General features: G+C 64.2%; 36 protein-coding genes. All 36 read right to left on the bottom strand.

Annotation, left to right across the window (positions count from 1 at the left end; all coding sequences use genetic code 11):
• Nucleotides 1–134: 134 nt before the first annotated feature.
• The gene (gene rplQ / locus D3226_RS03630) at nucleotides 135–638 is read right to left on the bottom strand and encodes a 50S ribosomal protein L17 (RefSeq protein WP_202381014.1); all 504 of its coding nucleotides are present in this window, start codon (nucleotides 636–638) and stop codon (nucleotides 135–137) included.
• A 49-nt stretch (nucleotides 639–687) separates the two neighbouring features.
• The gene (locus D3226_RS03625; RefSeq protein ID WP_025133725.1) at nucleotides 688–1,674 is read right to left on the bottom strand and encodes a DNA-directed RNA polymerase subunit alpha; all 987 of its coding nucleotides are present in this window, start codon (nucleotides 1,672–1,674) and stop codon (nucleotides 688–690) included.
• 153 nt (nucleotides 1,675–1,827) lie between these two features.
• Entirely contained in the window at nucleotides 1,828–2,226 is a 399-nt protein-coding gene (gene rpsK / locus D3226_RS03620) for a 30S ribosomal protein S11 (RefSeq protein ID WP_025133724.1), read from the bottom strand.
• A gap of 48 nt (nucleotides 2,227–2,274) precedes the next feature.
• Nucleotides 2,275–2,643 (bottom strand): 30S ribosomal protein S13, encoded by a 369-nt coding sequence (rpsM, locus tag D3226_RS03615; protein ID WP_017885302.1) that lies wholly within the window; start codon nucleotides 2,641–2,643, stop codon nucleotides 2,275–2,277.
• A 155-nt stretch (nucleotides 2,644–2,798) separates the two neighbouring features.
• A complete protein-coding gene (gene rpmJ / locus D3226_RS03610) occupies nucleotides 2,799–2,915 on the bottom strand; it encodes a 50S ribosomal protein L36 (RefSeq protein WP_005050492.1) in 117 nt (38 codons plus the stop codon).
• Between the two features lie 71 nt (nucleotides 2,916–2,986).
• The gene (gene infA / locus D3226_RS03605; protein WP_025133723.1) at nucleotides 2,987–3,208 is read right to left on the bottom strand and encodes a translation initiation factor IF-1; all 222 of its coding nucleotides are present in this window, start codon (nucleotides 3,206–3,208) and stop codon (nucleotides 2,987–2,989) included.
• A 227-nt stretch (nucleotides 3,209–3,435) separates the two neighbouring features.
• Complete coding sequence (gene map, locus D3226_RS03600; protein WP_202381013.1) at nucleotides 3,436–4,278, bottom strand: type I methionyl aminopeptidase; 843 nt, start codon at nucleotides 4,276–4,278, stop codon at nucleotides 3,436–3,438.
• Nucleotides 4,279–4,281: 3 nt separating this feature from the next.
• Nucleotides 4,282–4,878 carry an adenylate kinase gene (locus D3226_RS03595; protein WP_202381012.1) on the bottom strand — a complete coding sequence of 199 codons (597 nt, stop codon included), beginning with the start codon at nucleotides 4,876–4,878 and terminating at the stop codon, nucleotides 4,282–4,284.
• Nucleotides 4,875–6,200 carry a preprotein translocase subunit SecY gene (gene secY, locus D3226_RS03590; RefSeq protein ID WP_202381011.1) on the bottom strand — a complete coding sequence of 442 codons (1,326 nt, stop codon included), beginning with the start codon at nucleotides 6,198–6,200 and terminating at the stop codon, nucleotides 4,875–4,877. The genes D3226_RS03595 and secY overlap by 4 nt, the downstream gene beginning before the upstream one ends.
• 214 nt (nucleotides 6,201–6,414) lie before the next feature.
• Entirely contained in the window at nucleotides 6,415–6,876 is a 462-nt protein-coding gene (rplO, locus tag D3226_RS03585; protein ID WP_237462212.1) for a 50S ribosomal protein L15, read from the bottom strand.
• Nucleotides 6,873–7,061: a 50S ribosomal protein L30 gene (gene rpmD / locus D3226_RS03580; RefSeq protein WP_202381010.1), complete on the bottom strand. Its 189-nt coding sequence runs from the start codon at nucleotides 7,059–7,061 to the stop codon at nucleotides 6,873–6,875. The genes rplO and rpmD overlap by 4 nt, the downstream gene beginning before the upstream one ends.
• A complete protein-coding gene (rpsE, locus tag D3226_RS14865) occupies nucleotides 7,061–7,771 on the bottom strand; it encodes a 30S ribosomal protein S5 (RefSeq protein ID WP_202381009.1) in 711 nt (236 codons plus the stop codon). Before rpsE ends, rpmD begins: the two co-directional genes overlap by 1 nt.
• Nucleotides 7,768–8,142 carry a 50S ribosomal protein L18 gene (gene rplR, locus D3226_RS03570; RefSeq protein WP_202381008.1) on the bottom strand — a complete coding sequence of 125 codons (375 nt, stop codon included), beginning with the start codon at nucleotides 8,140–8,142 and terminating at the stop codon, nucleotides 7,768–7,770. The genes rpsE and rplR overlap by 4 nt, the downstream gene beginning before the upstream one ends.
• Before the next feature lie 2 nt (nucleotides 8,143–8,144).
• Nucleotides 8,145–8,681, bottom strand: coding sequence for a 50S ribosomal protein L6 (gene rplF, locus D3226_RS03565; protein ID WP_202381007.1), 537 nt, complete (start codon nucleotides 8,679–8,681; stop codon nucleotides 8,145–8,147).
• A gap of 6 nt (nucleotides 8,682–8,687) precedes the next feature.
• Nucleotides 8,688–9,086, bottom strand: a complete 399-nt coding sequence (gene rpsH / locus D3226_RS03560) for a 30S ribosomal protein S8 (protein WP_025133714.1) — start codon at nucleotides 9,084–9,086, stop codon at nucleotides 8,688–8,690.
• A gap of 114 nt (nucleotides 9,087–9,200) precedes the next feature.
• Nucleotides 9,201–9,764 (bottom strand): 50S ribosomal protein L5, encoded by a 564-nt coding sequence (gene rplE / locus D3226_RS03555; RefSeq protein ID WP_202381006.1) that lies wholly within the window; start codon nucleotides 9,762–9,764, stop codon nucleotides 9,201–9,203.
• Nucleotides 9,764–10,126 (bottom strand): 50S ribosomal protein L24, encoded by a 363-nt coding sequence (gene rplX / locus D3226_RS03550; RefSeq protein WP_202381005.1) that lies wholly within the window; start codon nucleotides 10,124–10,126, stop codon nucleotides 9,764–9,766. The genes rplE and rplX overlap by 1 nt, the downstream gene beginning before the upstream one ends.
• Nucleotides 10,127–10,130: 4 nt before the next feature.
• A complete protein-coding gene (gene rplN / locus D3226_RS03545) occupies nucleotides 10,131–10,499 on the bottom strand; it encodes a 50S ribosomal protein L14 (protein WP_025133711.1) in 369 nt (122 codons plus the stop codon).
• A 33-nt stretch (nucleotides 10,500–10,532) separates the two neighbouring features.
• Entirely contained in the window at nucleotides 10,533–10,805 is a 273-nt protein-coding gene (gene rpsQ / locus D3226_RS03540; protein ID WP_025133710.1) for a 30S ribosomal protein S17, read from the bottom strand.
• A gap of 2 nt (nucleotides 10,806–10,807) precedes the next feature.
• Nucleotides 10,808–11,119 (bottom strand): 50S ribosomal protein L29, encoded by a 312-nt coding sequence (rpmC, locus tag D3226_RS03535; RefSeq protein WP_125099084.1) that lies wholly within the window; start codon nucleotides 11,117–11,119, stop codon nucleotides 10,808–10,810.
• Nucleotides 11,119–11,538 (bottom strand): 50S ribosomal protein L16, encoded by a 420-nt coding sequence (rplP, locus tag D3226_RS03530; protein WP_017885320.1) that lies wholly within the window; start codon nucleotides 11,536–11,538, stop codon nucleotides 11,119–11,121. Before rplP ends, rpmC begins: the two co-directional genes overlap by 1 nt.
• Before the next feature lie 2 nt (nucleotides 11,539–11,540).
• Nucleotides 11,541–12,299, bottom strand: a complete 759-nt coding sequence (gene rpsC, locus D3226_RS03525) for a 30S ribosomal protein S3 (protein ID WP_024356779.1) — start codon at nucleotides 12,297–12,299, stop codon at nucleotides 11,541–11,543.
• Entirely contained in the window at nucleotides 12,300–12,683 is a 384-nt protein-coding gene (rplV, locus tag D3226_RS03520; protein WP_202381004.1) for a 50S ribosomal protein L22, read from the bottom strand.
• 26 nt (nucleotides 12,684–12,709) lie between these two features.
• The gene (rpsS, locus tag D3226_RS03515) at nucleotides 12,710–12,991 is read right to left on the bottom strand and encodes a 30S ribosomal protein S19 (RefSeq protein WP_025133706.1); all 282 of its coding nucleotides are present in this window, start codon (nucleotides 12,989–12,991) and stop codon (nucleotides 12,710–12,712) included.
• A gap of 22 nt (nucleotides 12,992–13,013) precedes the next feature.
• Nucleotides 13,014–13,850 (bottom strand): 50S ribosomal protein L2, encoded by an 837-nt coding sequence (gene rplB, locus D3226_RS03510; RefSeq protein WP_202381003.1) that lies wholly within the window; start codon nucleotides 13,848–13,850, stop codon nucleotides 13,014–13,016.
• A gap of 22 nt (nucleotides 13,851–13,872) precedes the next feature.
• Nucleotides 13,873–14,172 carry a 50S ribosomal protein L23 gene (gene rplW / locus D3226_RS03505; protein ID WP_202381002.1) on the bottom strand — a complete coding sequence of 100 codons (300 nt, stop codon included), beginning with the start codon at nucleotides 14,170–14,172 and terminating at the stop codon, nucleotides 13,873–13,875.
• Nucleotides 14,169–14,822, bottom strand: coding sequence for a 50S ribosomal protein L4 (gene rplD / locus D3226_RS03500; protein ID WP_125099079.1), 654 nt, complete (start codon nucleotides 14,820–14,822; stop codon nucleotides 14,169–14,171). Before rplD ends, rplW begins: the two co-directional genes overlap by 4 nt.
• A 3-nt stretch (nucleotides 14,823–14,825) precedes the next feature.
• On the bottom strand, nucleotides 14,826–15,479 hold the full coding sequence (gene rplC, locus D3226_RS03495) for a 50S ribosomal protein L3 (RefSeq protein ID WP_202381001.1): 654 nt from the start codon (nucleotides 15,477–15,479) through the stop codon (nucleotides 14,826–14,828).
• A 14-nt stretch (nucleotides 15,480–15,493) separates the two neighbouring features.
• Nucleotides 15,494–15,802, bottom strand: a complete 309-nt coding sequence (gene rpsJ, locus D3226_RS03490) for a 30S ribosomal protein S10 (protein ID WP_025133701.1) — start codon at nucleotides 15,800–15,802, stop codon at nucleotides 15,494–15,496.
• A 437-nt stretch (nucleotides 15,803–16,239) separates the two neighbouring features.
• A complete protein-coding gene (locus D3226_RS03485; RefSeq protein ID WP_202381000.1) occupies nucleotides 16,240–17,403 on the bottom strand; it encodes an MraY family glycosyltransferase in 1,164 nt (387 codons plus the stop codon).
• The gene (locus tag D3226_RS03480; RefSeq protein WP_202380999.1) at nucleotides 17,400–19,199 is read right to left on the bottom strand and encodes an SDR family NAD(P)-dependent oxidoreductase; all 1,800 of its coding nucleotides are present in this window, start codon (nucleotides 19,197–19,199) and stop codon (nucleotides 17,400–17,402) included. Before D3226_RS03480 ends, D3226_RS03485 begins: the two co-directional genes overlap by 4 nt.
• A 182-nt stretch (nucleotides 19,200–19,381) precedes the next feature.
• Entirely contained in the window at nucleotides 19,382–20,575 is a 1,194-nt protein-coding gene (gene tuf, locus D3226_RS03475) for an elongation factor Tu (RefSeq protein ID WP_202380998.1), read from the bottom strand.
• Nucleotides 20,576–20,735: 160 nt separating this feature from the next.
• Complete coding sequence (fusA, locus tag D3226_RS03470; protein WP_202380997.1) at nucleotides 20,736–22,850, bottom strand: elongation factor G; 2,115 nt, start codon at nucleotides 22,848–22,850, stop codon at nucleotides 20,736–20,738.
• A gap of 114 nt (nucleotides 22,851–22,964) precedes the next feature.
• Nucleotides 22,965–23,435 carry a 30S ribosomal protein S7 gene (rpsG, locus tag D3226_RS03465; protein ID WP_202380996.1) on the bottom strand — a complete coding sequence of 157 codons (471 nt, stop codon included), beginning with the start codon at nucleotides 23,433–23,435 and terminating at the stop codon, nucleotides 22,965–22,967.
• The gene (gene rpsL, locus D3226_RS03460; RefSeq protein WP_025134286.1) at nucleotides 23,435–23,806 is read right to left on the bottom strand and encodes a 30S ribosomal protein S12; all 372 of its coding nucleotides are present in this window, start codon (nucleotides 23,804–23,806) and stop codon (nucleotides 23,435–23,437) included. Before rpsL ends, rpsG begins: the two co-directional genes overlap by 1 nt.
• Nucleotides 23,807–24,099: 293 nt before the next feature.
• Nucleotides 24,100–24,735, bottom strand: coding sequence for a spermidine/putrescine ABC transporter substrate-binding protein (locus D3226_RS03455; RefSeq protein WP_202380995.1), 636 nt, complete (start codon nucleotides 24,733–24,735; stop codon nucleotides 24,100–24,102).

The raw sequence follows: 24,735 nt of genomic DNA, 5'->3' as shown, positions 1-24,735 counted from the left end.
CGCGAAGCCCGGCACAGCGACACCCTGCCCAAGTGACCCCGATTCGCCGAGAGCGCGGGGAGCCCAGGCCGGGAAACAGCAGAACGCCCCGCCGATCCGAAGATCGACGGGGCGTTCAGTGCGTGAGGCGAGAGTTACTCGGCCTTCTCCTCGGCGGGAGCCTCGGTTGCCTCGGCAGCCTCAGCGGCCTCCTCGACGACCTCGGTGGTCTCCTCGGCCGGAGCCTCGACGACCTTCTCAGCCTTGGGCTCAGCCTTGGCGGCCTTCACCTTGGGCTGCACCGGCTCGAGCACGAGCTCGATGACTGCCATGGGAGCGTTGTCGCCCTTGCGGTAGCCGGTCTTGATGATGCGGGTGTAGCCACCCTCGCGGTTCTCGACGAGCGGCGCGATCTCCGTGAAGAGCTCGTGAACAACCGACTTGTCGAGGATCTGACGCATCACGCGACGGCGTGCGTGCAGGTCACCACGCTTCGCGAACGTGACGAGGCGCTCGGCCACGGGCTGCAGGCGCTTTGCCTTGGTCTCCGTGGTCTGGATGCGCTTGTGCTCGAAGAGCTGCGCAGCCATCTGGTTGAGCATCAGGCGCTCGTGAGCGGGGCCGCCTCCGAGGCGGGGGCCCTTGTTAGGCTTCGGCATTGTTTACTCCAGTAAGTTTACGATCGGGTCGAGGTCGACGGATCGTGAATTAGTTGTTGTCGTCTTCGTAGCTGTAGAACTGCGCACCGTCGAAGCCGGGCACGGCGTCCTTCAGCGACAGTCCCATCTCGGTGAGCTTGTCGCGCACCTCGAAGACGGACTTCTGGCCGAAGTTCCGGATGTTCATCAGCTGAGCCTCGGAGAGCGCAACGAGCTCGCTCACCGTGTTGATGCCCTCACGCTTGAGGCAGTTGTAGCTGCGCACCGACAGGTCGAGGTCCTCGATCGGGATCGAGAGCTCGCCCTCCGTGACCACCTCAACCGGCGCGGGGCCGATCTCGACGCCCTCGGCAGCGGTGTTGAGCTCGCGCGCAAGCCCGAAGAGCTCGACCAGGGTCGAACCAGCCGACGCGATCGCGTCGCGGGGGCTGATGGCGGGCTTCGTCTCAACGTCAACGACGAGACGATCGAAGTCGGTGCGCTCACCGGCACGCGTGGCTTCCACGCGGTAGGTGACCTTGAGCACCGGCGAGTAGATCGAATCAACGGGGATCCGGCCAACCTCGGCGTCTTCGTTGCGGTTCTGAGCGGCCGAAACGTAGCCACGGCCACGCTCGATCGTCAGCTCGAGCTCAAACTGCGCCGAGTCGCTGAGCGTCGCGATGACGAGCTCAGGGTTGTGCACCTCAACACCAGCGGGTGCGGAGATGTCGGCAGCGGTGACCTCGCCTGCGCCGGTCTTGCGCAGGTAGGCGGTGATGGGCTCATCGTGCTCGCTCGAGACGACAAGGTCCTTGATGTTGAGGATGATCTCAGTAACGTCCTCGGTCACGCCCGCAATGGTCGTGAACTCGTGGGCAACGCCCTCGAAGCGGACGCTCGTAACTGCGGCGCCGGGGATCGACGACAGCAGCGTGCGACGCAGCGAGTTGCCGAGCGTGTAGCCGAAGCCAGGCTCAAGCGGTTCGATTGCGAAGCGCGAACGGTACTCGGAGATCGACTCCTCGGTCAGAGTGGGTCGCTGTGCAATGAGCAAGGTGTGTGGTCCTTTCGCTGGAGTCCGCTATATGACTCATGCGGTATCGGGAATGAGGTGTGTCCTCTGTGCACCCGAGACCCGGAAAACCAGGTCTCGGCGCCTTCCCGGCGAGGCGGGGAACCCACCGCGCCGGGAAGTAGCGCAAGCTCCTTAAACGCGACGGCGCTTCGGGGGGCGGCAGCCGTTGTGCGTCTGCGGGGTGACGTCGTTGATCGACCCCACCTCGAGGCCGGCAGCCTGCAGCGAGCGGATTGCGGTCTCGCGGCCCGAGCCGGGACCCTTCACGAAGACGTCAACCTTCTTCATGCCGTGCTCCTGCGCCTTGCGGGCAGCAGACTCAGCAGCGAGCTGAGCGGCGAAGGGCGTCGACTTGCGCGAGCCCTTGAAGCCCACGCCGCCGGAGGAAGCCCAGCTGATCACGGCACCGGTGGTGTCGGTGATCGAAACGATCGTGTTGTTGAACGTCGACTTGATGTGGGCCTGGCCCACGACCACGTTCTTCTTGTCCTTGCGACGCGGCTTGCGAGCCGCCGTCTTTGGTGCAGCCATTGAGTATTCTCCTGAAAAGCTTTATGTGATGGTCGAGAGGACCGGCTATTACTTCTTCTTGCCGGCGACGGTGCGCTTCGGGCCCTTGCGGGTACGAGCGTTCGTCTTGGTGCGCTGACCATGCACGGGCAGGCCCTTGCGGTGACGGAGGCCCTGGTAGCTTCCGATCTCAACCTTGCGGCGGATATCGGCGGCGACCTCACGGCGGAGGTCACCCTCAACCTTGAAGTTGCCCTCAATGTAGTCACGGAGCGCGACGAGCTGATCGTCGGTGAGGTCCTTGACGCGGATGTTGCCATCGATGCCGGTGTCGGCGAGCGTCTTCAGCGCGGAAGTGCGCCCAACGCCGTAGATGTAGGTGAGTGCAATCTCAACGCGCTTGTCGCGTGGGATATCGACTCCTGCGAGACGTGCCATGTGTGGCTCTCCTTGCGGTAGTGGAGGTATTTCGCGCATCGGGGGTTCGGGCCTCCACCCCGAGGTGTCCCCCGGCCACTCAGTAGCCGGGTTCTTCGATGCGCTGGATCAGATATTCAGTTGTGTGCTCTGCGAGACCGCCGAGCGACAGGGACTTAGCCCTGGCGCTGCTTGTGACGGGGGTTGCTCTTGCAGATCACCATGACGCGGCCGTGGCGGCGGATGACCTTGCAGTGATCGCAGATCGGCTTGACGCTGGGATTAACCTTCATGATGTTTCCTTCGCGGAGTTCGCTGTCCTCGTACAGCCGGGATGCCGGCTGCCGTTACTTTCCAGCAGCCCCTACTTGTAGCGGTAGACGATGCGGCCGCGGGTCAGATCGTAGGGCGTCAGCTCCACAATCACGCGGTCCCCGGGGAGAATGCGGATGTAGTGCTGGCGCATCTTGCCCGAGATGTGGGCGAGAACCTTGTGTCCGTTGGTCAGCTCGACGCGGAACATCGCGTTCGGCAGAGCCTCGACAACCTGTCCCTCGATCTCGATGACGCCGTCTTTTTTCGCCATAGCCTCACTATCGCTTGCGTAGGATGTACTGGTCTTGCGAATGCCAAGCGCCCGCTTTCGCGAACACGAAAACAGGCGCAAAGCACCAAATGTCAAGAGTACTCGCCGATCGGGCGTTTGTAAAGTTGCGGAAACAGTTCCGCCCCGCGGCGCGCAAACTGCGCGGACACGGGGCGGAGCGAGCGGGCGAAGCCCAGAGCCAGCGGCTCGGACGGCCCGATCCTTTTCTATGGAATCGGTACGGGCGTGATGCCGAGCGGCACAAGGCCGCTCGCCCCACCGTCGGCGGCGGTGAGCACCCAGATTCCGTCGGCGTGCACCGCAACCGAGTGCTCCCACTGGGCACTCATCGAGCCGTCGGCGATCGTGACGGTCCAGTCGTCGTCCTCAATATCGGTGTCAATGCCACCTGCGGAGATGATCGGTTCGATTGCCACGACGAGGCCAGGCTTCACCTCCGGCCCGCGCGGGCGGACCGGGACATTGAAGACCGGCGGATCCTCGTGCATGCTGCGTCCGATGCCGTGCCCGATGTAATCCTCGAGCACCCCAAAGTCGCTGTTCGCACGCACGTAGCTGGAGACGGCCTCTCCCACCTCGTTCAGGTGCTTCGCCGTCGCGAGCCGGGCGATACCGCGCCACATGGCCTGCTCCGTCACGTCACTGAGCTTCTGGTTCGCTGCCGTCAGCTCCGGACGAGCATGATCTGGCAGGGTCACCGTGATCGCGGTATCTGAGTGCCAACCATCAATCACTGCGCCAACATCGAGCGATGCGATGTCACCGGGCGCGAGTGGACGGTCACCAGGGATCGCGTGGACCACCTGATCATTCACGTTCGCGCAGATCGTGTGACGGTAGCCGGGCTCCAACATGAAGTTGGGCGCACCGCCTCGCGAACGAATCGCGTCTTCCGCGATCGCGTCAAGCTCCAGGGTGGTGATGCCCGGGCGCACGGCCTCCCGCATCGCCGCAATCGCGGCGGCGGCAGCGAGGCCAGGCTCAACCATCAACCGCAGTTGGGCCGGCGACTTGTAGATCGAGCGGCGCAACAATCCCCGACGAGCCACGACCTAGCGACCCGCCTTCGCTGCGAGCTGGGCATCGAGGCCCGATGCGATGCGCTCGGCGACCTCTTCGACGCTGCCGAGGCCATCAACCGAGACCAGGATCCCGCGCTCCGAGAACAGCTCGACGAGCGGTGCGGTCTGCTCCGCGTACACGTCCTGGCGATGACGAATGACCTCTTCGGTGTCGTCCGCACGACCCTCGAGCTCCGCGCGCTTCAGTAGACGAGCAACGACCGCGTCGGTGTCGACCTCGAGCAGCACCACGGCGTCGAGGGCATCGCCCTCGATCATGCCGTCGAGCGCGTGCACCTGCTCAACATTGCGGGGGTAACCATCGAGCAGGAAGCCGCCGGCGGCGTCAGCCTGGGCGAGGCGATCTGCAACGATCTCGTTGGTCAGCGAGTCGGGAACGAGCTCGCCGCGCTCAATGATTGCCTGGACCTGCTGGCCAAGCTCCGTACCGCCCTTGATGTTGGCGCGGAAGATGTCGCCCGTCGAGATGGCGGGAACGCCGAAGCGCTCAGCGATCTGAGCGGCCTGGGTGCCCTTGCCGGCCCCGGGAGGGCCGATGATGAGGAGGCGTGTGGTGGTTTCCGTCACTTGAGGAGCCCTTCGTAGTGGCGCTGCTGCAGCTGTGCGTCAATCTGCTTCACCGTCTCGAGGCCAACGCCCACGATGATGAGGATCGACGAGCCGCCGAACGGGAAGTTCTGGTTGGCGCCGAAGAACGACAGCGCAATCAGCGGGATGAGCGCGATGAGACCGAGGTAGAGCGAACCAGCGCTCGTAATCCGGGTCAGCACGTAGTTGAGGTACTCGGCCGTCGGGCGGCCGGCGCGGATCCCCGGGACGAAGCCGCCGTACTGCTTCATGTTGTCTGCGACCTCCTCCGGGTTGAAGGTGATCTGCACGTAGAAGAAGGTGAAGCCGATCGTCAGCAGGAAGAAGACCAGCATGTAAAGCGGCTGATCGCCCATCACGAGGTTGTTCTGCACCCAGACGACCCAGGGCTTCGGATCCTCGCCAATCTGCGGCTGGTTGAACTGCGTAATGAGGGCGGGGAGGTAGAGAATCGCCGATGCGAAGATCACGGGGATCACGCCCGCCATGTTCACCTTGATCGGGATGTAGGTGCTCGAGCCACCATAGGTGCGGCGGCCGACCACGCGCTTGGCGTACTGCACCGGGATGCGGCGCTGCGACTGCTCGACGAACACCACGGCAGCGACGACCAGGAGCCCAACGAGTAGCACCAGGAAGAAGACCTCCCAGCCCTTCGACTCCTTGATGACCCACATGCCAGCGGGGAAGGTCGCCGAGATCGACGTGAAGATAAGGAGCGACATGCCGTTGCCGATGCCGCGCTCGGTGATGAGCTCACCGAACCACATGATGAGGCCGGTACCGGCGGTCATCGTCATGATCATGATGAGGATCGCCCACCACTCCTGCGACACGAGGTTCTGGCAGGCCTGGTTCGCCGAGGCGCCGAACAGCTGACCCGAGCGTGCCACCGTGATGAGCGTGGTCGACTGCAGGATCGCGAGCGCGATGGTGAGGTAACGCGTGTACTGCGTCAGCTTCGCCTGGCCAGCCTGGCCCTCCTTGTGCAGTGCCTCGAAGTGAGGGATCACCACGCGGAGCAGCTGGGTAATGATGGACGCCGTAATGTACGGCATGATTCCGAGCGCGAAGATCGAGAGCTGCAGCAGCGCACCGCCGCTGAACAGGTTGATCATGTCGTACAGCCCGGAGGTGCCCTGTGCCTGGTTCGCGATCAGACAGGCCTGCACGTTGTTGAAGTCAACGAACGGGGCGGGGATGAACGATCCGAGCCGGAAGAGCGAAACAATCGCGAGCGTAAAGACGATCTTTCGCCGCAGATCGGGTGTCCGAAAGATCCGTCCGATAGCGCTGAACAAAAGCTGCCTCCTGGGGGCGTCGTACGGGGCCGTCGCCTGACGACGAGAACCAATTGCTCCAGCCTACACGCTGTGCGGGCTGCCTCACCAATATCCGGGCCATTCTTGAACGCCCGGAGACAAAAAAACGGGGGCGGTGGCCCGGCATTTCTGCCGTTCCACCGCCCCCGCGGTTCGAGCTCAGCTCGAGGAAGTCAGGATCCGAGAGGGATCCTTACTTGACCTCTCCGCCAGCTGCGACGATCTTCTGCTCAGCCGAGCTGGAGACCTTGTCCACCGAAACGGTGAGCTTGACCTGGATGTCGCCGTTGCCCAGCACCTTGACGGGCTGGTTCTTGCGGACGGCACCCTTGGCCACGAGATCCTCGATCGTGACGTCGCCACCCTGGGGGTAGAGCTCAGCGAGCTTGGCAACGTTGACGACCTGGTACTCGGTGCGGAACGGGTTCTTGAACCCGCGCAGCTTCGGGGTGCGCATGTGCAGCGGCATCTGCCCACCCTCGAAGCCAGCCTTGACCTGGTAACGGGCCTTGGTGCCCTTGGTGCCGCGACCAGCGGTCTTACCCTTGGACGCCTCGCCACGACCCACGCGGGTCTTGGCCTTCTTCGAGCCGGGTGCGGGGCGAAGGTGGTGAGCCTTCAGCACCTGCTCGCGCTCCTCGTTCTTCTCGCTCATGCGTCGATCTCCTCAACCTCTACCAGGTGAGCAACGGCGCGAACGTAGCCGCGGTTGGCCTTGGTGTCCTCGCGAACGACCGACTGGCCGATCTTCTTGAGGCCGAGGCTCCGCAGCGTGTCACGCTGGTTCTGCTTCTCGCTGATAACGGACTTCGTCTGCGTAATCTTCAGGCTCTTCGCCATTACGCACCTGCCTTTGCCTTCGCGGCAGCGTCGGCCGCAGCCTTCGCCTCAGCGCGCACAATGCGAGCCGGGGCGACGCGGTCGAAGTCAAGGCCACGGCGAGCTGCAACGGAGCGGGGCTCCTCAAGCAGCTGCAGCGCCTCAACGGTCGCGTGCACGATGTTCAGGGTGTTCGACGAACCGAGCGACTTGCTCAGCACGTCGTGGATGCCGGCGCACTCAAGCACGGCGCGGACGGGGCCACCGGCGATAACACCGGTACCTGCCGCTGCGGGGCGGAGGAGCACCACACCGGCTGCTGCCTCACCCTGCACCGGGTGCGGGATGGTGCTGCCAACGCGGGGCACGCGGAAGAAGTTCTTCTTGGCCTCCTCGACACCCTTAGCGATGGCGAGAGGCACCTCCTTCGCCTTGCCGTAGCCGACGCCAACGGTGCCGTTGCCATCGCCCACCACGACGAGCGCGGTGAAGCTGAAGCGACGGCCGCCCTTGACGACCTTGGAGACGCGGTTGATGGTGACGACGCGCTCGAGGAACTGGCTCTCGTTGCGATCACGGCCGCCGCGCTCGCCACGGGTGCCGCGGTCGCGGCTCCCCCGACGCTGCTCGCGGGGCTCGTTGCGGTGATCCGCGCCCTGGGCCTCGGTGGCCGAGGACTCAGCGGTCTGGGTCTCTGCGGACACTTCCTGCTCCTTCGTTTCCTTGCTCACAGGGTCAGCCCCCCTTCGCGAGCGCCATCGGCGATCGCTGCAACACGGCCGGCGTACTTGCTGCCGCCACGGTCGAAGACGACTGCCTCAACGCCAGCGCTCTTCGCACGCTCGGCGACGAGCTCGCCAACCTTGCGGGCCTTTGCCGTCTTGTCGCCCTCGTGAGCGCGGAGATCGGCTTCCATGGTCGACGCCGACGCGAGGGTGATGCCCTTCGAGTCGTCAACAACCTGAACGAAGACGTGACGCGACGAGCGGGTCACCACGAGACGGGGACGGAGCTCCGTGCCGACAATCTTCTTGCGCAGGCGGGCGTGACGGCGCACACGCGCAGCCGAACGACCCTTTGCACGGGTGATGTTAGCGGCCATGGTTACTTACCAGCCTTTCCAGCCTTGCGGCGAACGTTCTCGCCCGCGTAGCGGATGCCCTTGCCCTTGTAGGGCTCCGGCTTCTTCAGCTTGCGGATGTTCGCAGCGGCCTCGCCGACCGCCTGCTTGGAGATCCCGCTCACGGTGATCTTGGTGTTGCCCTCAACAGCGAGCGTGATGCCCTCAGGAGCGTCAACGAGCACCGGGTGCGAGAAGCCGAGCGCCAGCTCGAGGCCCGCGCCCTTCTGCTGCACGCGGTAGCCGGTGCCGACGACCTCGAGCTGCTTGGAGTAGCCCTCGGTGACACCAATGATGTTGTTGTTGATGAGCGTGCGGGTCAGGCCGTGCAGCGCTCGGGAGTCGCGCTCGTCGTCGGGACGAGAGACCACAACCTGGCCCTCCTCGACAGCAACGCGGATGGGCTCAGCAACGACGAGCGAGAGCTCGCCCTTCGAACCCTTGACCGTGACCTTCTGGCCCTCGATCTTGACGTCTACACCACCGGGAACGGTGATGGGAAGCTTACCAATACGTGACATGACGGCTTACCACACGTAAGCGAGGACTTCCCCGCCAACGCCCTTCTGGTCAGCCTCGCGGTCGGTCAGGAGACCGGAGGACGTGGACAGGATCGCGATGCCGAGGCCACCGAGCACGCTCGGGATCTCGGTCGAGCGTGCGTACACCCGGAGACCGGGCTTGGACACGCGCTTGATGCCCTCGATGGAGCGCTCGCGGTTCGGGCCGTACTTCAGGGACATGGTGAGGGTCGTGCCGACGCGTGCGTCCTCGACCTTCCAGTCCTTGATGTAGCCCTCGCGCTTGAGGATCTCCGCGATCCGCACCTTCAGCTTGGAGCCGGGGAGCGAAACGTCGTCATGATGCGCAGAGTTGGCGTTGCGCAGCCGGGTCAGCATATCTGCGACCGGATCAGTCATCGTCATGAGTGACTCTTCTTTCTCGCCTGGTATCACGCACCGTTACACGGAGCGCGACCTGGGTGACATGCGGATGGGGTGCCCGGGGAATCCCCCGGGCACCCGCACCGCTTGGACTATTTAGTTGTCAGTCTTGAACGGGAAGCCAAGTGCGCGAAGCAGCGCACGGCCCTCGTCGTCCGACTTAGCGGTGGTCACGACAGTGATGTCGAAGCCACGCACGCGGTCAATCTTATCCTGATCGATCTCGTGGAACACACTCTGCTCGGTCAGACCGAAGGTGTAGTTGCCGTTGCCATCGAACTGCTTGGGCGAAAGTCCGCGGAAATCGCGGATACGCGGCAGTGCGAGGTTGATGAGACGATCAAGGAATTCCCACGCGCGGTCACCACGGAGGGTGACGTGCGCGCCGATGGCCTGGCCCTCACGCAGCTTGAACTGCGCGATGGACTTGCGGGCCTTCGTGACCATGGGCTTCTGGCCGGTGATCTTCACGAGGTCGGCAATTGCGCCCTCGATCACCTTGCTGTCGCGAGCTGCCTCACCAACACCAGTGTTCACGACGACCTTGACGACGCCGGGAACCTGCATGATGTTCGAGTAGCTGAACTCCTCGCGGAGCTGCTCGACGATCTCGCCGCGGTACTTCTCCTTGAGGCGGGGCTGGATCTTGGTCTCAGACATTAGAGGTCCTTCCCAGACGACTTGGCGTAGCGCACGCGGACGGTCTTCTTGACGCCATCCTTCTCGACCTCTTCGACGCGGAAACCAACGCGAGTCGGCTTCTTCGTCTCGGGGTCGACAACTGCGACGTTCGAGATGTGGATCGGGGCCTCGACGGTCTCGATCCCACCCTCGCGGGTGCCACGCTCGGACTGGCCGACGCGGACGTGCTTCGTCACGAAGTTGACGCCCTCGACGATCACACGGTCGGTCTCGGTGAAGACCTCGATGACCTTGCCCTGCTTGCCCTTGTAGCCGCCGCGATCCTGCGACGGACCCGTGATGACCTCGACGAGGTCACCCTTCTTGATCTTCTGGCCCATAGGACTAGATCACCTCCGGTGCGAGCGAGACGATCTTCATGAAGCGCTTGTCGCGCAGCTCACGACCGACCGGCCCGAAGATACGGGTGCCGCGGGGCTCCCCGTCTGCCTTGAGAATGACGGCAGCGTTCTCGTCGAAGCTGATGTACGAGCCATCAACGCGACGGGTCGACTTGCGCGTGCGAACGATGACGGCCTTGACGACCTCACCCTTCTTCACGTTGCCGCCGGGGATTGCGTCCTTCACGGTTGCAACGATCGTGTCGCCGAGACCGGCGTAACGACGTCGCGAGCCACCGAGGACGCGAATCGTGAGCAACTCCTTGGCGCCGGTGTTATCGGCAACCTTGAGTCGGGATTCCTGCTGAATCACTTGTTACTCCTTCAATCAGTAAGCCGCGAGGGCTTACTTCGCCTTCTCGAGGATCTCGACCAGACGCCAGCGCTTCGAAGCGCTCAGCGGGCGGGTCTCGTGGATGAGCACGAGATCGCCGATGCCGGCGGTGTTCTGCTCGTCGTGGGCCTTCACCTTCGACGAACGGCGCATGACCTTGCCGTAGAGCGGGTGCTTCACGCGGTCCTCGACCTCGACGACGATGGTCTTATCCATCTTGTCGCTGACGACGTAGCCACGGCGAGCCTTACGGTAGCCGCGCTGTTCCTTCTCGACCTCAGCCATTCTTAGGCCTCCTTCGTCTCAGCGGCGGCGTCCGCCTGCTCGGTCTTCTTGGTGCTCTTCTTCGCCTTGGCGGGAGCAGTCTCGGCAGCGGGGGTGACCCGAATGCCGAGCTCACGCTCGCGGAGCACCGTGTAGATGCGCGCGATATCGCGCTTCACCTGGCGCACACGACCGTGGCTTTCCAGCTGGCCGGTGGCCGACTGGAATCGCAGGTTGAAGAGCTCACCCTTTGCCTTCTTGAGCTCTTCGGCCAGACGCTCGTTCTCGAACGAGTCGAGCTCCGTGATGGCCAGTTCCTTGGTACCGATCGCCATTACGCGTCGCCCTCCTCGCGCTTGATAATACGGGCCTTGAGCGGCAGCTTGTGGATGGCGCGGGTCAGCGCCTCACGTGCGAGCTGCTCATCGACGCCGGCGACCTCAAAGAGGACGCGGCCCGGCTTGACGTTGGCCACCCACCACTCGGGCGAACCCTTACCGGAACCCATGCGGGTTTCCGCAGGCTTCTTGGTGAGGGGACGGTCGGGGTAGATGTTGATCCACACCTTGCCACCACGCTTGATGTGACGGGTCATCGCGATACGAGCGGACTCGATCTGACGGTTGGTCACGTAGGCGGGGGTCAGTGCCTGGATACCGAACTCACCGAAGGCGACGGTGTTGCCGCCCTTGGACTGGCCGCTGCGGCTGGGGTGGTGCTGCTTGCGGTACTTGACTCGACGAGGAATCAGCATGCTTACTTCTCCGCTCCTGCTGCAGCGGGTGCAGCCTCGGCCTGAGCGCCACGGGGCGCACGGCGGCGGTCGCCACGGTCGCGAGACGGCTTCTGGGCCGCCTGCTCGCGAGCGAGTTCCTTGTTGGTGAGGTCACCCTTGTAGATCCAGACCTTCACGCCAATGCGGCCGAAGGTGGTCTTCGCCTCGTAGAAGCCGTAGTCGATGTTCGCGCGGAGCGTGTGCAGCGGCACGCGACCCTCACGGTAGAACTCCGAACGGCTCATCTCGGCGCCGCCAAGACGGCCGGAGACCTGGATACGGATGCCCTTGGCACCGGCGCGCTGAGCACCCTGCAGGCCCTTACGCATTGCGCGGCGGAAAGCCACGCGCGCAGCGAGCTGCTCGGCGATGCCCTGTGCGACGAGCTGAGCGTCAGCCTCGGGGTTCTTGACCTCAAGGATGTTCAGCTGGATCTGCTTGCCCGTGAGCTTCTCGAGGTCAGCGCGGATGCGCTCAGCCTCGGCGCCACGGCGGCCGATCACGATGCCGGGACGCGCCGAGTGGATGTCCACGCGGACGCGATCGCGGGTGCGCTCGATCTCCACGCGGGACACGCCCGCACGATCGAGCTGCTTCGTCAGGTGCTGGCGGATCTTGATGTCCTCGGCCAGGTAGTCAGCATAACGCTGACCCTTCTTGGTCGAGTCCGAGAACCAACGCGAGACGTGGTCAGTGGTGATCCCGAGGCGGAAGCCGTAGGGATGAATCTTCTGGCCCATTTACTTGGCTCCCTTCTTCGCGGACTGGAGCTCATCGGCCGTCTGCAGAACGACGGTGATGTGGCTGGTCCGCTTGTTGATCCGGAACGCACGGCCCTGCGCGCGGGGGCGGAAACGCTTGAGCGTCGTGCCCTCGTCGACGTAGGCGCGAGCGATGACCAGCTCGTCCTCGTTGAGACGCAGGTTCTCCGCGTCGGCCTTCACCCGGGCGTTCGCGATCGCCGAAGCGACCAGCTTGAACACGGGCTCAGCGGCAGCCTGGGGGGCGAACTTCAGGATGGCAAGTGCCTCCTGAGCGTTCTTCCCGCGAACCAGGTCAACAACGCGACGGGCCTTCTGGGGGGTGATGCGGATCTGACGCACGCGTGCGGTCGATTCCACCATTTCTCTCTCCTCCTTCACGTCGCCGCTTAGCGGCGACGGCCCTTCTTGTCGTCCTTCACGTGACCGCGGAAGGTACGAGTGGGCGCAAACTCGCCCAGCTTGTGACCGACCATGGTCTCCGTTACGAACACGGGAATGTGCTTGCGACCGTCGTGCACTGCGATGGTGTGACCCAGCATTGCGGGGATGATCATCGAGCGGCGCGACCAGGTCTTGATCACGTTCTTGGTGCCAGCTTCGTTCTGGACAACCACCTTGTTCAGCAGGTGGTTATCGACGAAGGGGCCCTTCTTGAGACTACGAGGCATCTTCTATTCTCCTACCCGCCGACTAACGCTTCTTGCCAACATTGCGGCGACGCACAATGAGCTTGTCGCTTTCCTTGTTCGGACGGCGCGTACGGCCTTCCTTCTGGCCCCAGGGGCTGACCGGGTGACGGCCACCCGAGGTGCGGCCTTCGCCACCACCGTGCGGGTGATCAACCGGGTTCATGACAACACCGCGGACGGTCGGGCGGACGCCCTTCCAGCGCATACGGCCAGCCTTGCCCCAGTTGATGTTCGACTGCTCGGCGTTGCCGACCTCGCCGATGGTCGCGCGGCAGCGCGCATCGACGTTGCGGATCTCGCCCGAGGGGAGACGCAGCTGAGCGTAGGGGCCGTCCTTCGCAACGAGGCGAACGGATGCACCTGCGGAGCGCGCCATCTTGGCACCCCCGCCGGGCTTCAGCTCGATCGCGTGAATCACGGTACCGGTCGGGATGTTCTTCAGCGGCAAGTTGTTGCCGGGCTTGATATCGGCGGCCGGACCCGACTCGACGACATCGCCCTGCTTCAGCTTGTTGGGCGCGATGATGTAACGCTTCGTGCCGTCCTCAAAGTGCAGGAGCGCGATGCGCGCCGTGCGGTTGGGGTCGTACTCGATGTGCGCAACCTTGGCGTTGACGCCGTCCTTGTCATTGCGACGGAAGTCGATGACGCGGTACTGGCGCTTGTGGCCACCGCCGATGTGGCGGGTGGTGATACGGCCCTGGTTGTTGCGGCCGCCCGTCTTGGGGAGCGGGCGAAGCAGCGACTTCTCGGGCGTGGAGCGGGTGATCTCAGCGAAATCAGCAACGCTCGAACCGCGACGACCCGGGGTCGTCGGCTTGTACTTGCGAATAGCCATAGTGTGTTCCTTTTCGCCCCTTCTACAGCGCAGCCGTGAAGATGTCGATGGAGCCGGACTTCAGCGTGACGATGGCACGCTTCGTGTCCTTGCGCTTACCCGCACCGAACTTGGTGCGGCGGGTCTTGCCCTTGCGGTTCAGCGTGCGGACCTTCTCGACCTTGACGCTAAAGACCTGCTCGATAGCGAGCTTGATCTCGGTCTTGTTCGCCGTCGGCGCCACCTCGAAGGTGTACTGGCCGTTGGTGTCGATCAGACCGTAGCTCTTCTCAGAAACGATCGGGCGGATGATGACGTCGTGTGCAGACTTGTTCAGGCTCACTTCGTGTCCTCCTGAGCGGCACGGCCGGCGACGAACTGGTCGAAGGCAGCCTTGGTGAAGACGAGATCATCGCTGACGACAACGTCGTAAGCGTTGAGCTGGTCCTGGAACAGCACGTGAACGAACGGCAGGTTGCGCACGCTCAGCGTGGTCAGCTCGTCCGCGCGGTCAACGACCACGAGCACGCGCTTGCCCGGCGCGACCTGAGCGAGGAACTCGCGTGCGGTCTTGGTGCTGGGCTTGTCACCGATGCCGAAACCGTCAACAACGTGCAGGCGGTTCGCGCGAGCGCGGTCCGAGAGCACGCCGCGGAGAGCCGCAGCAATCATCTTCTTGGGGGTGCGCTGCGAGTAATCGCGGGGCACGGGTCCGTGGACGATGCCGCCGCCGCGGTGCTGAGGCATGCGGACGGAACCCTGACGGGCGCGGCCGGTGCCCTTCTGCTTGAACGGCTTGACACCCGAACCGGAGCGCTCGCCACGGTTCTTGGTCTTGTGCGTACCCTGACGCGCAGCTGCGAGCTGAGCGGTGACCACCTGGTGGATCAGCGGGACGTTGGTCTCGGCGCCGAAGAGAGCCTCGGGCAGGTCAACCGACCCGGCCTTCTTGCCCTTCGCGTCGAGCACCTCGAGCTTGGTAGCGGTAGCCATGAACTACGCCCCCTTCACTGCGTTGCGAACGAATACGAGACGACCGCGCGCACCGGGAACTGCACCCTTAACCAGGATGAGACCCTTCTCGGCGTCGATTGCCTGCACGGTGAGGTTCTGCACGGTCACACGATCGCCACCCATACGGCCGGCCATCTTCTGACCACGGAACACGCGACCGGGGGTCGCTGCGCCGCCGATGGAGCCGGGCTTACGGTGGTTACGGTGAGCGCCGTGCGATGCGGAGACACCCTTGAAGTTGTGACGCTTCATGGTGCCCGCGAAGCCCTTGCCCTTCGAGGTGCCAACGACGTCGATCTTCTGACCGGCTTCGAAGGTGCCGTCGACGGTGAGCTCCTGGCCCAGCGTGTACTCAGCGGCGTCGGCCGTGCGGACCTCGGTCACGTGACGGCGCGGCGTGACGCCGGCCTTCTCGAAGTGACCAGCGGTCGGCTTGTTGACCTTGCGGGGATCGATTGCGCCCGCGGCGATCTGAACGGCGTTGTAGCCGTCGACCTCGGGGGTGCGGATCTGCGTGATGACGTTGGGAGCAACCTCGATCACGGTAACGGGAACGACCTTGCCACTCTCGTCCCACACCTGCGTCATCCCGAGCTTGGTGCCCAGGAGACCCTTCACATTGCGTTCTACTGCCATGATTCGATCCCCCCTTAGAGCTTGATCTCGATGTTGACGTCGGCCGGGAGATCGAGACGCATGAGCGAATCGACGGCCTTGGGGGTGGGATCGACAATGTCGATCAGGCGCTTGTGCGTGCGCTTCTCGAAGTGCTCGCGGCTGTCCTTGTACTTGTGGGGCGAACGGATCACTGCGATCACGTTCTTCTCCGTCGGGAGCGGCACGGGGCCGATCACGGTTGCACCCGCGCGGGTTACCGTGTCGACAATCTTGCGCGCGGAGTTGTCGATGACCTCGTGGTCATACGACTTCAGTCGAATGCGGATCTTCTGTCCCGCCATGACATCTCTACTTTCTACTTGCGTCGTACTGCGCACCCCGAGGGGCGAGCGGCATTGGACGTCTTGCGTACCAGCGCCCTGGCAGCGGCACCCCACAAGGAGGCGCATGTGCTGGGTCTCTGTTCACCTGTCAAAACCACCTGCTTGCGCAAGCGGCCCCGCACACACAAAAACGGCCGGACGAAGTCTGGCCGCCGACTGGCGTGCGGGTTGTGTTCGCTACCCGCGGCCTAACCCCGGCGGACCGGGAGATTATGCACTGCCTGGCAGTGATCCGCACCGAAGCGCGGAGTACTGAACCTGTCTATTCTGACACACGGAATATGCATCATGCAACCCGGGCGTGTCGCGCTGCGTGTCGCACGTATTCGGGCGGGAATCCTGCGCCGAAACGCGCCTCTCAGCTCCCCCGGACGAGGCAGCGGGCACCCGAAAAATCAGTGCTGGATCGCGGCGGAGCGATCCGGCAACAGGCGTGGGAGCGCCAAGTAGACAAGCAGCACCGCGAAGCCGCCCGCAAGGAGCACGAGCGTGCCCCAGAGTGGCGTGCAGCAGGACGCGACCCCGAGCACCGACGCCGCGAGCGTGCACGCTGCGGTGAGCCCCGATGCCTGGACGTGCGTGTAGCCGCGCTGCTGAATCCGCTGGTACGTGTGCTCCTTGTGCGGCTCGTCCCAGCGCTTGCCCGCGCGCACGCGCTTTACCAGGGTGACGCCCACATCCCCAAAGTAGATGACCATCGGCCCGATCGTTGCGAGGAGCGGGGCTCCCGAGACGAGCGCAGCAAAGCTGGTGAGCGCGGTCGCGCCTCCAAGAAGGTAGCTGCCAACGTCTCCCATGAACGCGCCGGGCTTCGTGAGGTTCCAGGGCAAGAAGCCCGCGAAGCCGGCGGCCAGCACGAGGCCCGCAGCAACGAGCCAGGGCATGTCCTGTACCCAGCCGACCACACCGAACGTCAGCCCCGCGATCACGCCGTGGAAGCCACTGATCCCGTTGAGCCCATCCATGAAGTTGGCCACGTTGATGTAGCTCGAGATGAAGAGCACCGCGTACACGACGAGCACCGCGGCGCCCCAGAATGGCAGAGGCTCGGTCGACACGGTCACCGAGCTCAAGGGATCGACACCGGCGAGCGGGCCCACAAGCGGCCGGACGTCGCCTCCGGCGAGCCCGGGTCCGTGCCCCAGGCCGGCGCCGCCGAACTGTCCTGCGGCGAACAGCACCCCCACGGCCGAGCCAGCGGCGATCAGCAGGAGCGCGGCGCTGCGCACGGGAACACTGATCCCCCGGAGATCTTCGGCGAGCCCAAGCATGCCGGCAAGTAGCGAGCCGATGACCACTACAAGGAGCGCGTCCCACACCGCGTGCCCGCCCCAACCGGGTACGGCGAACAGCACAACGGCGAAGACCCCGCCGACGAGCATGGCAATCAACACTGCGAGCCCAAGGCCTCGCAGCACCGGCCGCTCGTGCGATGACCGCTCATTGGGCACGTCCATGATGCCCAGACGCACAAGCCATGGCTTCACCGCGATGGGGAGAGACAGGCTGAGCGCGAGCGTCAGTGCGCCCGCGAGGAGCGCAACGGCGAGCGGGGTCACTGCACACGCTCCTCTGCTGCCTCAGTGAGGTCAAGGCGCGCGATCCAGCCGTCGTGGTTCAGCACCTCGGGTGAAATCGTATCCACGTGGGCGTGCGAAATCTTCGGGTGGAAGGGACGCTCATTCCCCTCGCCCTCCCCCACGAGTTCCTCGTGCAGTTTTTCGCCGTGCCGGAGACCGGTATAGACGATGTCGATATCCTTCCCGGACTGCGCGATCATGCGCCGGGCAACATCAATGATCTTCACGGGTTCGCCCATGTCGAGGATGAGAACCTCGCCGGGCCGCCCGAGACCGCCGGCCTGCACCACGAGTTGGCACGCCTCGGGAATGGTCATGAAGAAGCGGGTCACATCGGGATGGGTGATCGTCAGCGGGCCGCCTGCCTCAATGAGCGAGCGGAACGTGGGCAGCATCGATCCCCGGCTGCCCAGCACGTTGCCAAAACGCACGGAGAGATACCGCTGACCGGTCTGTTCCGCCATCCACGCGGTCAGTTTCTCGGCGACTCGCTTCGAGTGCCCCAGCACGCTCGTGGGGTTTGCCGCCTTGTCCGTCGAGATATTGACAAAGGTGCCGACGTTCGCGGCCTGCGCCGCGCGCAGCACGTTCAAGGTGCCGAGCACGTTCGTCTTCCACGCCTCGTCGGGGTACTGCTCGAGCATCGGAAGATGCTTGAGCGCCGCCGCGTGGAACACGACCTCGGGACGGCGCTCGACGAAGAGTTGCTCAAGCGTGGCTGCGTCGCGGATGTCAGCGAGGACCACATCATTCGTGTCAAGTAGCCCGTGCCCGCTAATCGACAACTGCGTCTCCTGCAGCGCCGTCTCGTCGCGATCAAGCATGATCAACTCGTCAGGCGCGAAGCGGGCGAGCTGACGGCACAACTCCGAACCGATCGACCCGCCGGCCCCCGTGACGAGCACGCGCTTGTCCTGCAGGTACGAAGCGATCGACTCGGTCTCGAGGCGCACGGGGTGACGTCCGATGATGTCCTCAATGCTGAGCGCGCGCACATCGGAGATCGCGGAGGCGTTGCGCAGAATCTGGTCCAGCGGTGGCAGGACCATCGCCGTCATGCCAATCCGGTCTGCGGCCTCATCGACGCGTCGCATGAGCGCGGCGTCCGCGTCACCGATACACACAATGATGCGTGTGGCCCGAGTCTTCCGCGCGACACGTGCAAGATCCTCGAAGTCGCCGAGCACACGAACGCCTCGCACCTCATGGTTGCGCTTCATGGGGTCGTCGTCGATGAACCCCACGGGAAGCGCTGCGCCCGCTGCGTCCGTGAGTAGGCGCTTCGCGGTCTGCACGCCGAGGTAGCCGGAACCGTAGAGGAGTGTGCGCTCGGCCTCGGCGCCGGGCTTCATCTGACGCTCCGCATAGAGCCGCAGCACGTAGCGCGCCACTCCCATCAGGCTGAACGCGATGGGCGCAGCGATGATGAGCGTGCTGCGTGGGATCCCATTGCCGTAACCAACGAAGTAGGCGACCAGCCAGGTACACACCATTACGCCCGTGACGTTCAGCACGAGGGCGCGCACCTCGTCGAAGCTGCCCACTTCGTAGCGATTGCGATAGATCCAGAACATCCAGCCGCCCACCAGCTGGAACGCGACCGCGGCGGCAATCACCACGGCGGTCCAGCCCCAGTGGATGTGGCTGAGGTTGAAGTCGAAGCGCAGCACGAGCGCCGCGAGCACCGCTCCTGCCCAAGAGAGCGCATCGAGCGCAAACAGGAGACCGTATTGTCTCGCGAAGTGCGCGATCCGTTCGCTGAGGGTTTCCGGCACCCGGGCTCCATTCCGTCGACAAGCAGCGACCCAACGAGAGGGTCACCCTCGAGGATACCGCGCGGCCGCGGCTGGGCCGGGCGCCCCACCCGGAAACGCCCAGCTTGGAATGGAAAGAGCCCCCCGGGGAAGAATCCCGGGGGGCTCAACGGCCGAAGCCGCTTCTCTCAGTTCGTCAGAACTTAGGAGACGACCTTGGTCACCGTGCCGGCGCCGACGGTGCGGCCACCCTCACGGATCGCGAAGCCGAGGCCCTCTTCCATAGCGATCGGCTGGATCAGCTCGACCGTCATGTCCGTGGTGTCGCCGGGCATAACCATCGGCTTGTCCTCGGGGAGGGTGATGACACCGGTCACGTCAGTCGTACGGAAGTAGAACTGCGGACGGTAGTTCGTCTCGAACGGGTTGTGGCGGCCACCCTCTTCCTTCTTCAGGATGTAGGCAGTGCCCTCGAAGTTGGTGTGCGGGGTGATCGAGCCGGGCTCGACAATAACCTGACCGCGCTCAACATCCTCGCGCTTGGTGCCGCGGAGGAGAAGGCCACAGTTCTCGCCAGCCCACGCCTCGTCGAGCTGCTTGTGGAACATCTCGATGCCGGTGACGGTGGTCTTCTGCGTCGGGCGCAGACCCACGATCTCGACCTCGGAGTTGATCTTCAGCGTGCCACGCTCGGCGCGGCCCGTGACGACCGTGCCACGGCCGGTGATCGTGAAGACGTCCTCGACGGGCATGAGGAATGCCTTGTCCTTGTCGCGCACGGGATCGGGGATGTTCGCATCCACGGCCTCCATGAGCTCGAGAACCGAGTTCACCCACTTCTCTTCACCCTGCAGCGCCTGGTAGCCCGAAACGCGGACGACGGGGACGTCGTCTCCGGGGTAACCCTGCTTGGAGAGCTCCTCACGGACCTCCATCTCGACGAGCTCGAGGATCTCCTCGTCGTCGACCTGGTCGCACTTGTTGAGCGCGACGAGCAGGTAGGGAACGCCAACCTGCTTCGCGAGCAGGATGTGCTCCTTGGTCTGTGCCATCATGCCGTCGGTCGCCGCAACCACGAGGATTGCGCCGTCCATCTGAGCGGCACCGGTGATCATGTTCTTGATGTAGTCAGCGTGACCGGGGGCATCAACGTGAGCGTAGTGGCGCTTGTCGGTCTCGTACTCAACGTGCGAGATGTTGATGGTGATGCCGCGCTGGCGCTCCTCAGGAGCCGAATCGATCGTGTCGAAGTCGCGCTGCACGTTCACGTCAGACGGGAACTTGTCGGCGAGCGTCTTCGAGATCGCCGCGGTAAGGGTGGTCTTACCGTGGTCGACGTGACCGATCGTTCCGATGTTTACGTGCGGCTTGGTCCGCTCGAACTTGGCCTTCGCCACTATGGTCCTCCTCAGGACATCGAGTACCGCCACCCTCCGACGGTTTCGGAGAGCACGAGTACGGGGTGTGTACCTATGTTACAAGCTCAGGACGGTGATCGCGACCCGAGCGGGGTGGTCGGCGGCAACAGGGTGCGTTGCCGCCGACCGGTGGACGGAATTACTCGCCCTTAGCCTTCTGAACGATCTCATCGGCCACTGCCTTCGGAACCTCCGCGTAGGAGTCGAAGGTCATCGAGAACACCGCACGACCGCTGGTCTTCGACCGCAGGTCGCCGATGTACCCGAACATCTCGGAAAGCGGTACGAGTGCACGCACAACCTTCACGCCCGAGGCATCCTCCATCGACTGGATCTGACCGCGACGCGAGTTCAGATCGCCGATGACGTCGCCCATGTACTCCTCAGGAGTACGGACCTCGACGGCCATCATGGGCTCAAGGATGACGGGCTGCGCGAGGCGAGCCGCTTCCTTGAACGCCATCGAGCCGGCGATCTTGAACGCCATCTCCGAGGAGTCGACGTCGTGGTACTGACCATCGAGCAGGCTCGCCTTGACACCCACGACGGGGAAGCCGGCGAGGATGCCGTACTCCATCGCGTCCTGGATACCAGCGTTGACGGACGGGATGTACTCGCGCGGAACGCGGCCACCCGTGACCTTGTCCTCGAACTCGTAGATCTTGTCGCCCTCAACCTCGAGCGGAGCAAGCGCGATCTGCACCTTTGCGAACTGACCGGAACCACCGGTCTGCTTCTTGTGGGTGTAGTCGTACTTCTCGACCGCGCGACGGATCGTCTCGCGGTACGCAACCTGGGGCTTGCCCACGTTGGCCTCAACCTTGAACTCGCGCTTCATGCGGTCGACAAGGATGTCAAGGTGCAGCTCGCCCATGCCGGCGATAACCGTCTGGCCGGTCTCGGCGTTGAGGCTCACGCGGAACGTGGGATCCTCTTCGGCGAGCTTCTGAATGGCCACACCGAGCTTCTCCTGGTCGCCCTTGGTCTTGGGCTCAATGGCGACCTCGATGACGGGCTCAGGGAAGGTCATCGACTCGAGAACAACCTGGTTGTCCGGATCCGACAGCGTGTCACCGGTCGTGGTGTCCTTGAGGCCGATCACAGCGTAGATGTTGCCGGCGGTCAGCTCGTCGACAGGGTTCTCCTTGTTGGCGTGCATCTGGAAGATCTTGCCGATGCGCTCCTTCTTGCCCTTGGTCGAGTTGACGACCTGGACGCCCGACGGTGCGTGACCGGAGTACACGCGCACGTAAGTGAGGCGACCGAAGAAGGGATGAACGGCGATCTTGAACGCGAGCGCCGAGAACGGCTGATCAGCCTTCGGGAGACGCTCGATGACCACGGACTCGTCGCGGGGATCGTGCGCCTCGATGGCGCCCACGTCGAGCGGGTTCGGCAGGAAGTCAACAACCGCGTCGAGCATCGGCTGGATGCCGCGGTTCTTGAACGCCGAGCCGCAGTACACGGGGTAGATCTCGTTGTTCACGACGAGCTTGCGGATGCCGCCCTTGATCTCCTCGATCGACAGCTCCTCACCGCCGAAGAACTTCTCGAGCAGCGCGTCGTCGGTCTCAGCAACGGTCTCGACGAGCTTCGCGCGGTACTCCTCGGCCTTAGCCTGGAGGTCAGCGGGAATCTCGCGGGTCTCGTAGTTCGCACCGAGGGTCACGTCGCCCTTGGAGTCACCCTCCCAGACGAAGGCCTGCATCGAGAGCAGATCGACAACGCCAACGAAGTCCGACTCCGAGCCGATGGGAAGCTGCATCACGAGCGGCTTCGCACCGAGGCGGTTGACGATGGTGTCCACCGTGAAGTAGAAGTCCGCGCCCATCTTGTCCATCTTGTTGACGAAGCAGATGCGGGGAACGCCGTACTTGTCGGCCTGACGCCACACGGTCTCGGACTGGGGCTCAACGCCCTCCTTGCCGTCGAACACTGCGACTGCGCCGTCGAGCACGCGGAGCGAGCGCTCCACCTCAACGGTGAAGTCGACGTGGCCCGGGGTGTCGATGATGTTGATCTGGTTCTTGTTCCAGAAGCAGGTCACGGCGGCCGACGTGATCGTGATGCCGCGCTCCTTCTCCTGCTCCATCCAGTCAGTCGTCGCGCCACCGTCGTGGGTCTCGCCCAGCTTGTGGTTCACACCCGTGTAGAACAGGATGCGCTCGGTGGTGGTGGTCTTGCCGGCATCAATGTGAGCCATGATGCCGATGTTGCGGACCTTGCTCAGGTCGGTGAGCACGTCTTGTGCCACGGGGTCTCCTCCGGGTGGGGGTGAAAGTTTGGATTGCGGGGCTCGGCCCCGCAGTGGGTGGGGATCAACGCACGAGGCGCTGCTCCCCACCCGCTGGGTTCTACCGGGTGGTGTTTACCAGCGGTAGTGAGCGAAGGCGCGGTTCGACTCGGCCATCTTGTGAGTGTCCTCGCGGCGCTTCACAGCGGCACCGAGGCCGTTGGATGCATCGAGGATCTCGTTGGTGAGACGGTCGGTCATCGTGTTCTCGCGACGAGCCTTTGCGTAGCTGGTCAGCCAGCGCAGCGCGAGCGTGTTCGCGCGGTGCGGCTTCACCTCGACGGGCACCTGGTAGGTGCTGCCGCCGACGCGACGCGAACGAACCTCAAGGGTGGGGCGCACGTTGTCGAGCGCCTTCTTGAGAACCGTCACAGCGTCCTGACCGGACTTCTCTGCAACTGCTTCGAGTGCACCGTACACGATGCGCTCGGCGAGACCCTTCTTGCCATCAAGAAGAATCTTGTTGACGAGCTGGCTCACGATGGGGGCGCCGTATACGGGATCGGCGACGACAGGGCGCTTGGGAGCAGGACCTTTACGGGGCATTACTTCACCTTCTTTGCACCGTAGCGGCTACGAGCCTGCTGACGGTCCTTGACCGCCTGCGTGTCGAGCGCGCCGCGCACGATCTTGTAGCGGACACCGGGGAGGTCCTTGACACGACCACCGCGCACGAGCACCAGCGAGTGCTCCTGCAGGTTGTGGCCCTCGCCGGGAATGTAGGCGGTGACCTCGGTCCCGTTACGGAGCTTCACACGAGCGACCTTACGCATCGCCGAGTTCGGCTTCTTCGGGGTGGTGGTGTAGACACGGGTGCACACCCCGGCCTGCTGCGGGTTCGCCTTCAGAGCGGGAGCCTTGGTCTTTGAGACCTTCGGCGACCGGCCCTTGCGAACCAACTGCTGAATAGTTGGCACTGATTCTCCTATGTACTCCTGCACGGTGACAGGAATGCTTCAAATGGTTTGAGCATGTGCGACCGCTTGCGCGGACGCGGAGCTGCTGGTCGATTGCCCACGCGAACGCGAGGTCTCCACCCGAGTGCAGCTATGCCGTGGGGGTACCGCCCCGAGAGGCGGTGATCCCATGGTGCGCTCCCCCATCCACTGCCGTGCGGGCACGGCTCAGTACGCTGGAGCACACCAAGAAGCAACTTTACGCGCTCGCGCCGGGTCGCGCAAGGATCCATCCGATCCGGTGCTATGGCCCGCTACTGCGGCGGCTCAAGTCCCAGACTCAACTCGTCGAGCATCGCGCGGATCTGTGGTTCGATGAAACGGGCGACCGCCGAGGTGATGCGTTCGCGGTGCGTCAGCAGCGCAAAGCACACTGCACGCCCGCACTCCTCTGCGTGCGCGTCTGCTCGCCCGATCTCGTCACGGATCTGCCGCTTCTCGTCGGAGCTGAGCGGCGGGCGCGGAAGCGGGGGCTCCGGCTGTGTCTCCTCAGCAAGACCCGTCAGAGTGAAGAGGAAGGGCTGGGCCGCATCACCCGGTTCGGGATCGGGATCGAGCCCCTCGTACTCCGGCGCGAGATTCGCGGCGGGATCGTAGCCGCCCGCGCGCCAGAGCTCGTCCTGCGTGAGTTCCGCGTGCAGCGCCGGGAGCGCTGCCGCGGTGAACTCATCCACCTCCCGGTCAATGATGCGCTGCAGCCGGGAGATGAGCGCGTGCGTGACCTGGTGCGGTACATCGCCGGAGAGCCCCGCCGCGGTGAGGAAGGGGGATCCCGTGCATCGTGCGCACGGCTTTGCGCGGCCGCGGTGCGTGCCGGGGCTCCAGCGGGGCACCCAGCGCAGCCATGCGTCGACCGCCGCGGAGACCCGATCCTCGATCGTGGCCGCCAC

The organism is Leucobacter chromiireducens subsp. chromiireducens, assembly GCF_016758255.1.
GTDB lineage: Bacteria > Actinomycetota > Actinomycetes > Actinomycetales > Microbacteriaceae > Leucobacter > Leucobacter chromiireducens.
This window is presented reverse-complemented; position numbering and strand designations above follow the sequence as displayed.

What these genes read in the sequence shown, in the direction of transcription:
- rpsS (WP_025133706.1), bottom strand. Translation starts at nt 12,991, where the DNA reads ATGCCTCGTAGTCTCAAGAAGGGCCCCTTCGTCGATAACCACCTGCTG.
- rplD (WP_125099079.1), bottom strand. Translation starts at nt 14,822, where the DNA reads ATGGCTACCGCTACCAAGCTCGAGGTGCTCGACGCGAAGGGCAAGAAG.
- rpsC (WP_024356779.1), bottom strand. Translation starts at nt 12,299, where the DNA reads ATGGGCCAGAAGATTCATCCCTACGGCTTCCGCCTCGGGATCACCACT.
- rpsH (WP_025133714.1), bottom strand. Translation starts at nt 9,086, where the DNA reads ATGACGATGACTGATCCGGTCGCAGATATGCTGACCCGGCTGCGCAAC.
- infA (WP_025133723.1), bottom strand. Translation starts at nt 3,208, where the DNA reads ATGGCGAAAAAAGACGGCGTCATCGAGATCGAGGGACAGGTTGTCGAG.
- rplR (WP_202381008.1), bottom strand. Translation starts at nt 8,142, where the DNA reads ATGGCCGCTAACATCACCCGTGCAAAGGGTCGTTCGGCTGCGCGTGTG.
- rplV (WP_202381004.1), bottom strand. Translation starts at nt 12,683, where the DNA reads ATGGTGGAATCGACCGCACGCGTGCGTCAGATCCGCATCACCCCCCAG.
- rplX (WP_202381005.1), bottom strand. Translation starts at nt 10,126, where the DNA reads ATGGGCCAGAAGATCAAGAAGGGTGACCTCGTCGAGGTCATCACGGGT.
- rpsM (WP_017885302.1), bottom strand. Translation starts at nt 2,643, where the DNA reads ATGGCACGTCTCGCAGGAGTCGATATCCCACGCGACAAGCGCGTTGAG.
- rplB (WP_202381003.1), bottom strand. Translation starts at nt 13,850, where the DNA reads ATGGCTATTCGCAAGTACAAGCCGACGACCCCGGGTCGTCGCGGTTCG.
- rplP (WP_017885320.1), bottom strand. Translation starts at nt 11,538, where the DNA reads ATGCTGATTCCTCGTCGAGTCAAGTACCGCAAGCAGCACCACCCCAGC.
- rplQ (WP_202381014.1), bottom strand. Translation starts at nt 638, where the DNA reads ATGCCGAAGCCTAACAAGGGCCCCCGCCTCGGAGGCGGCCCCGCTCAC.
- rpmD (WP_202381010.1), bottom strand. Translation starts at nt 7,061, where the DNA reads ATGGCGAAGAGCCTGAAGATTACGCAGACGAAGTCCGTTATCAGCGAG.
- rplC (WP_202381001.1), bottom strand. Translation starts at nt 15,479, where the DNA reads ATGGCAGTAGAACGCAATGTGAAGGGTCTCCTGGGCACCAAGCTCGGG.
- rpsK (WP_025133724.1), bottom strand. Translation starts at nt 2,226, where the DNA reads ATGGCTGCACCAAAGACGGCGGCTCGCAAGCCGCGTCGCAAGGACAAG.
- rpsG (WP_202380996.1), bottom strand. Translation starts at nt 23,435, where the DNA reads ATGCCCCGTAAAGGTCCTGCTCCCAAGCGCCCTGTCGTCGCCGATCCC.
- rpmJ (WP_005050492.1), bottom strand. Translation starts at nt 2,915, where the DNA reads ATGAAGGTTAATCCCAGCGTCAAGCCGATCTGCGATCACTGCAAGGTC.
- rpsJ (WP_025133701.1), bottom strand. Translation starts at nt 15,802, where the DNA reads ATGGCGGGACAGAAGATCCGCATTCGACTGAAGTCGTATGACCACGAG.
- rplF (WP_202381007.1), bottom strand. Translation starts at nt 8,681, where the DNA reads ATGTCACGTATTGGTAAGCTTCCCATCACCGTTCCCGGTGGTGTAGAC.
- rpsQ (WP_025133710.1), bottom strand. Translation starts at nt 10,805, where the DNA reads ATGGCTGAGGTCGAGAAGGAACAGCGCGGCTACCGTAAGGCTCGCCGT.
- rplO (WP_237462212.1), bottom strand. Translation starts at nt 6,876, where the DNA reads ATGAGCGAGAAGAACGAGGAGCGCGAGCAGGTGCTGAAGGCTCACCAC.
- rpmC (WP_125099084.1), bottom strand. Translation starts at nt 11,119, where the DNA reads ATGGCGATCGGTACCAAGGAACTGGCCATCACGGAGCTCGACTCGTTC.
- rplE (WP_202381006.1), bottom strand. Translation starts at nt 9,764, where the DNA reads ATGTCTGAGACCAAGATCCAGCCCCGCCTCAAGGAGAAGTACCGCGGC.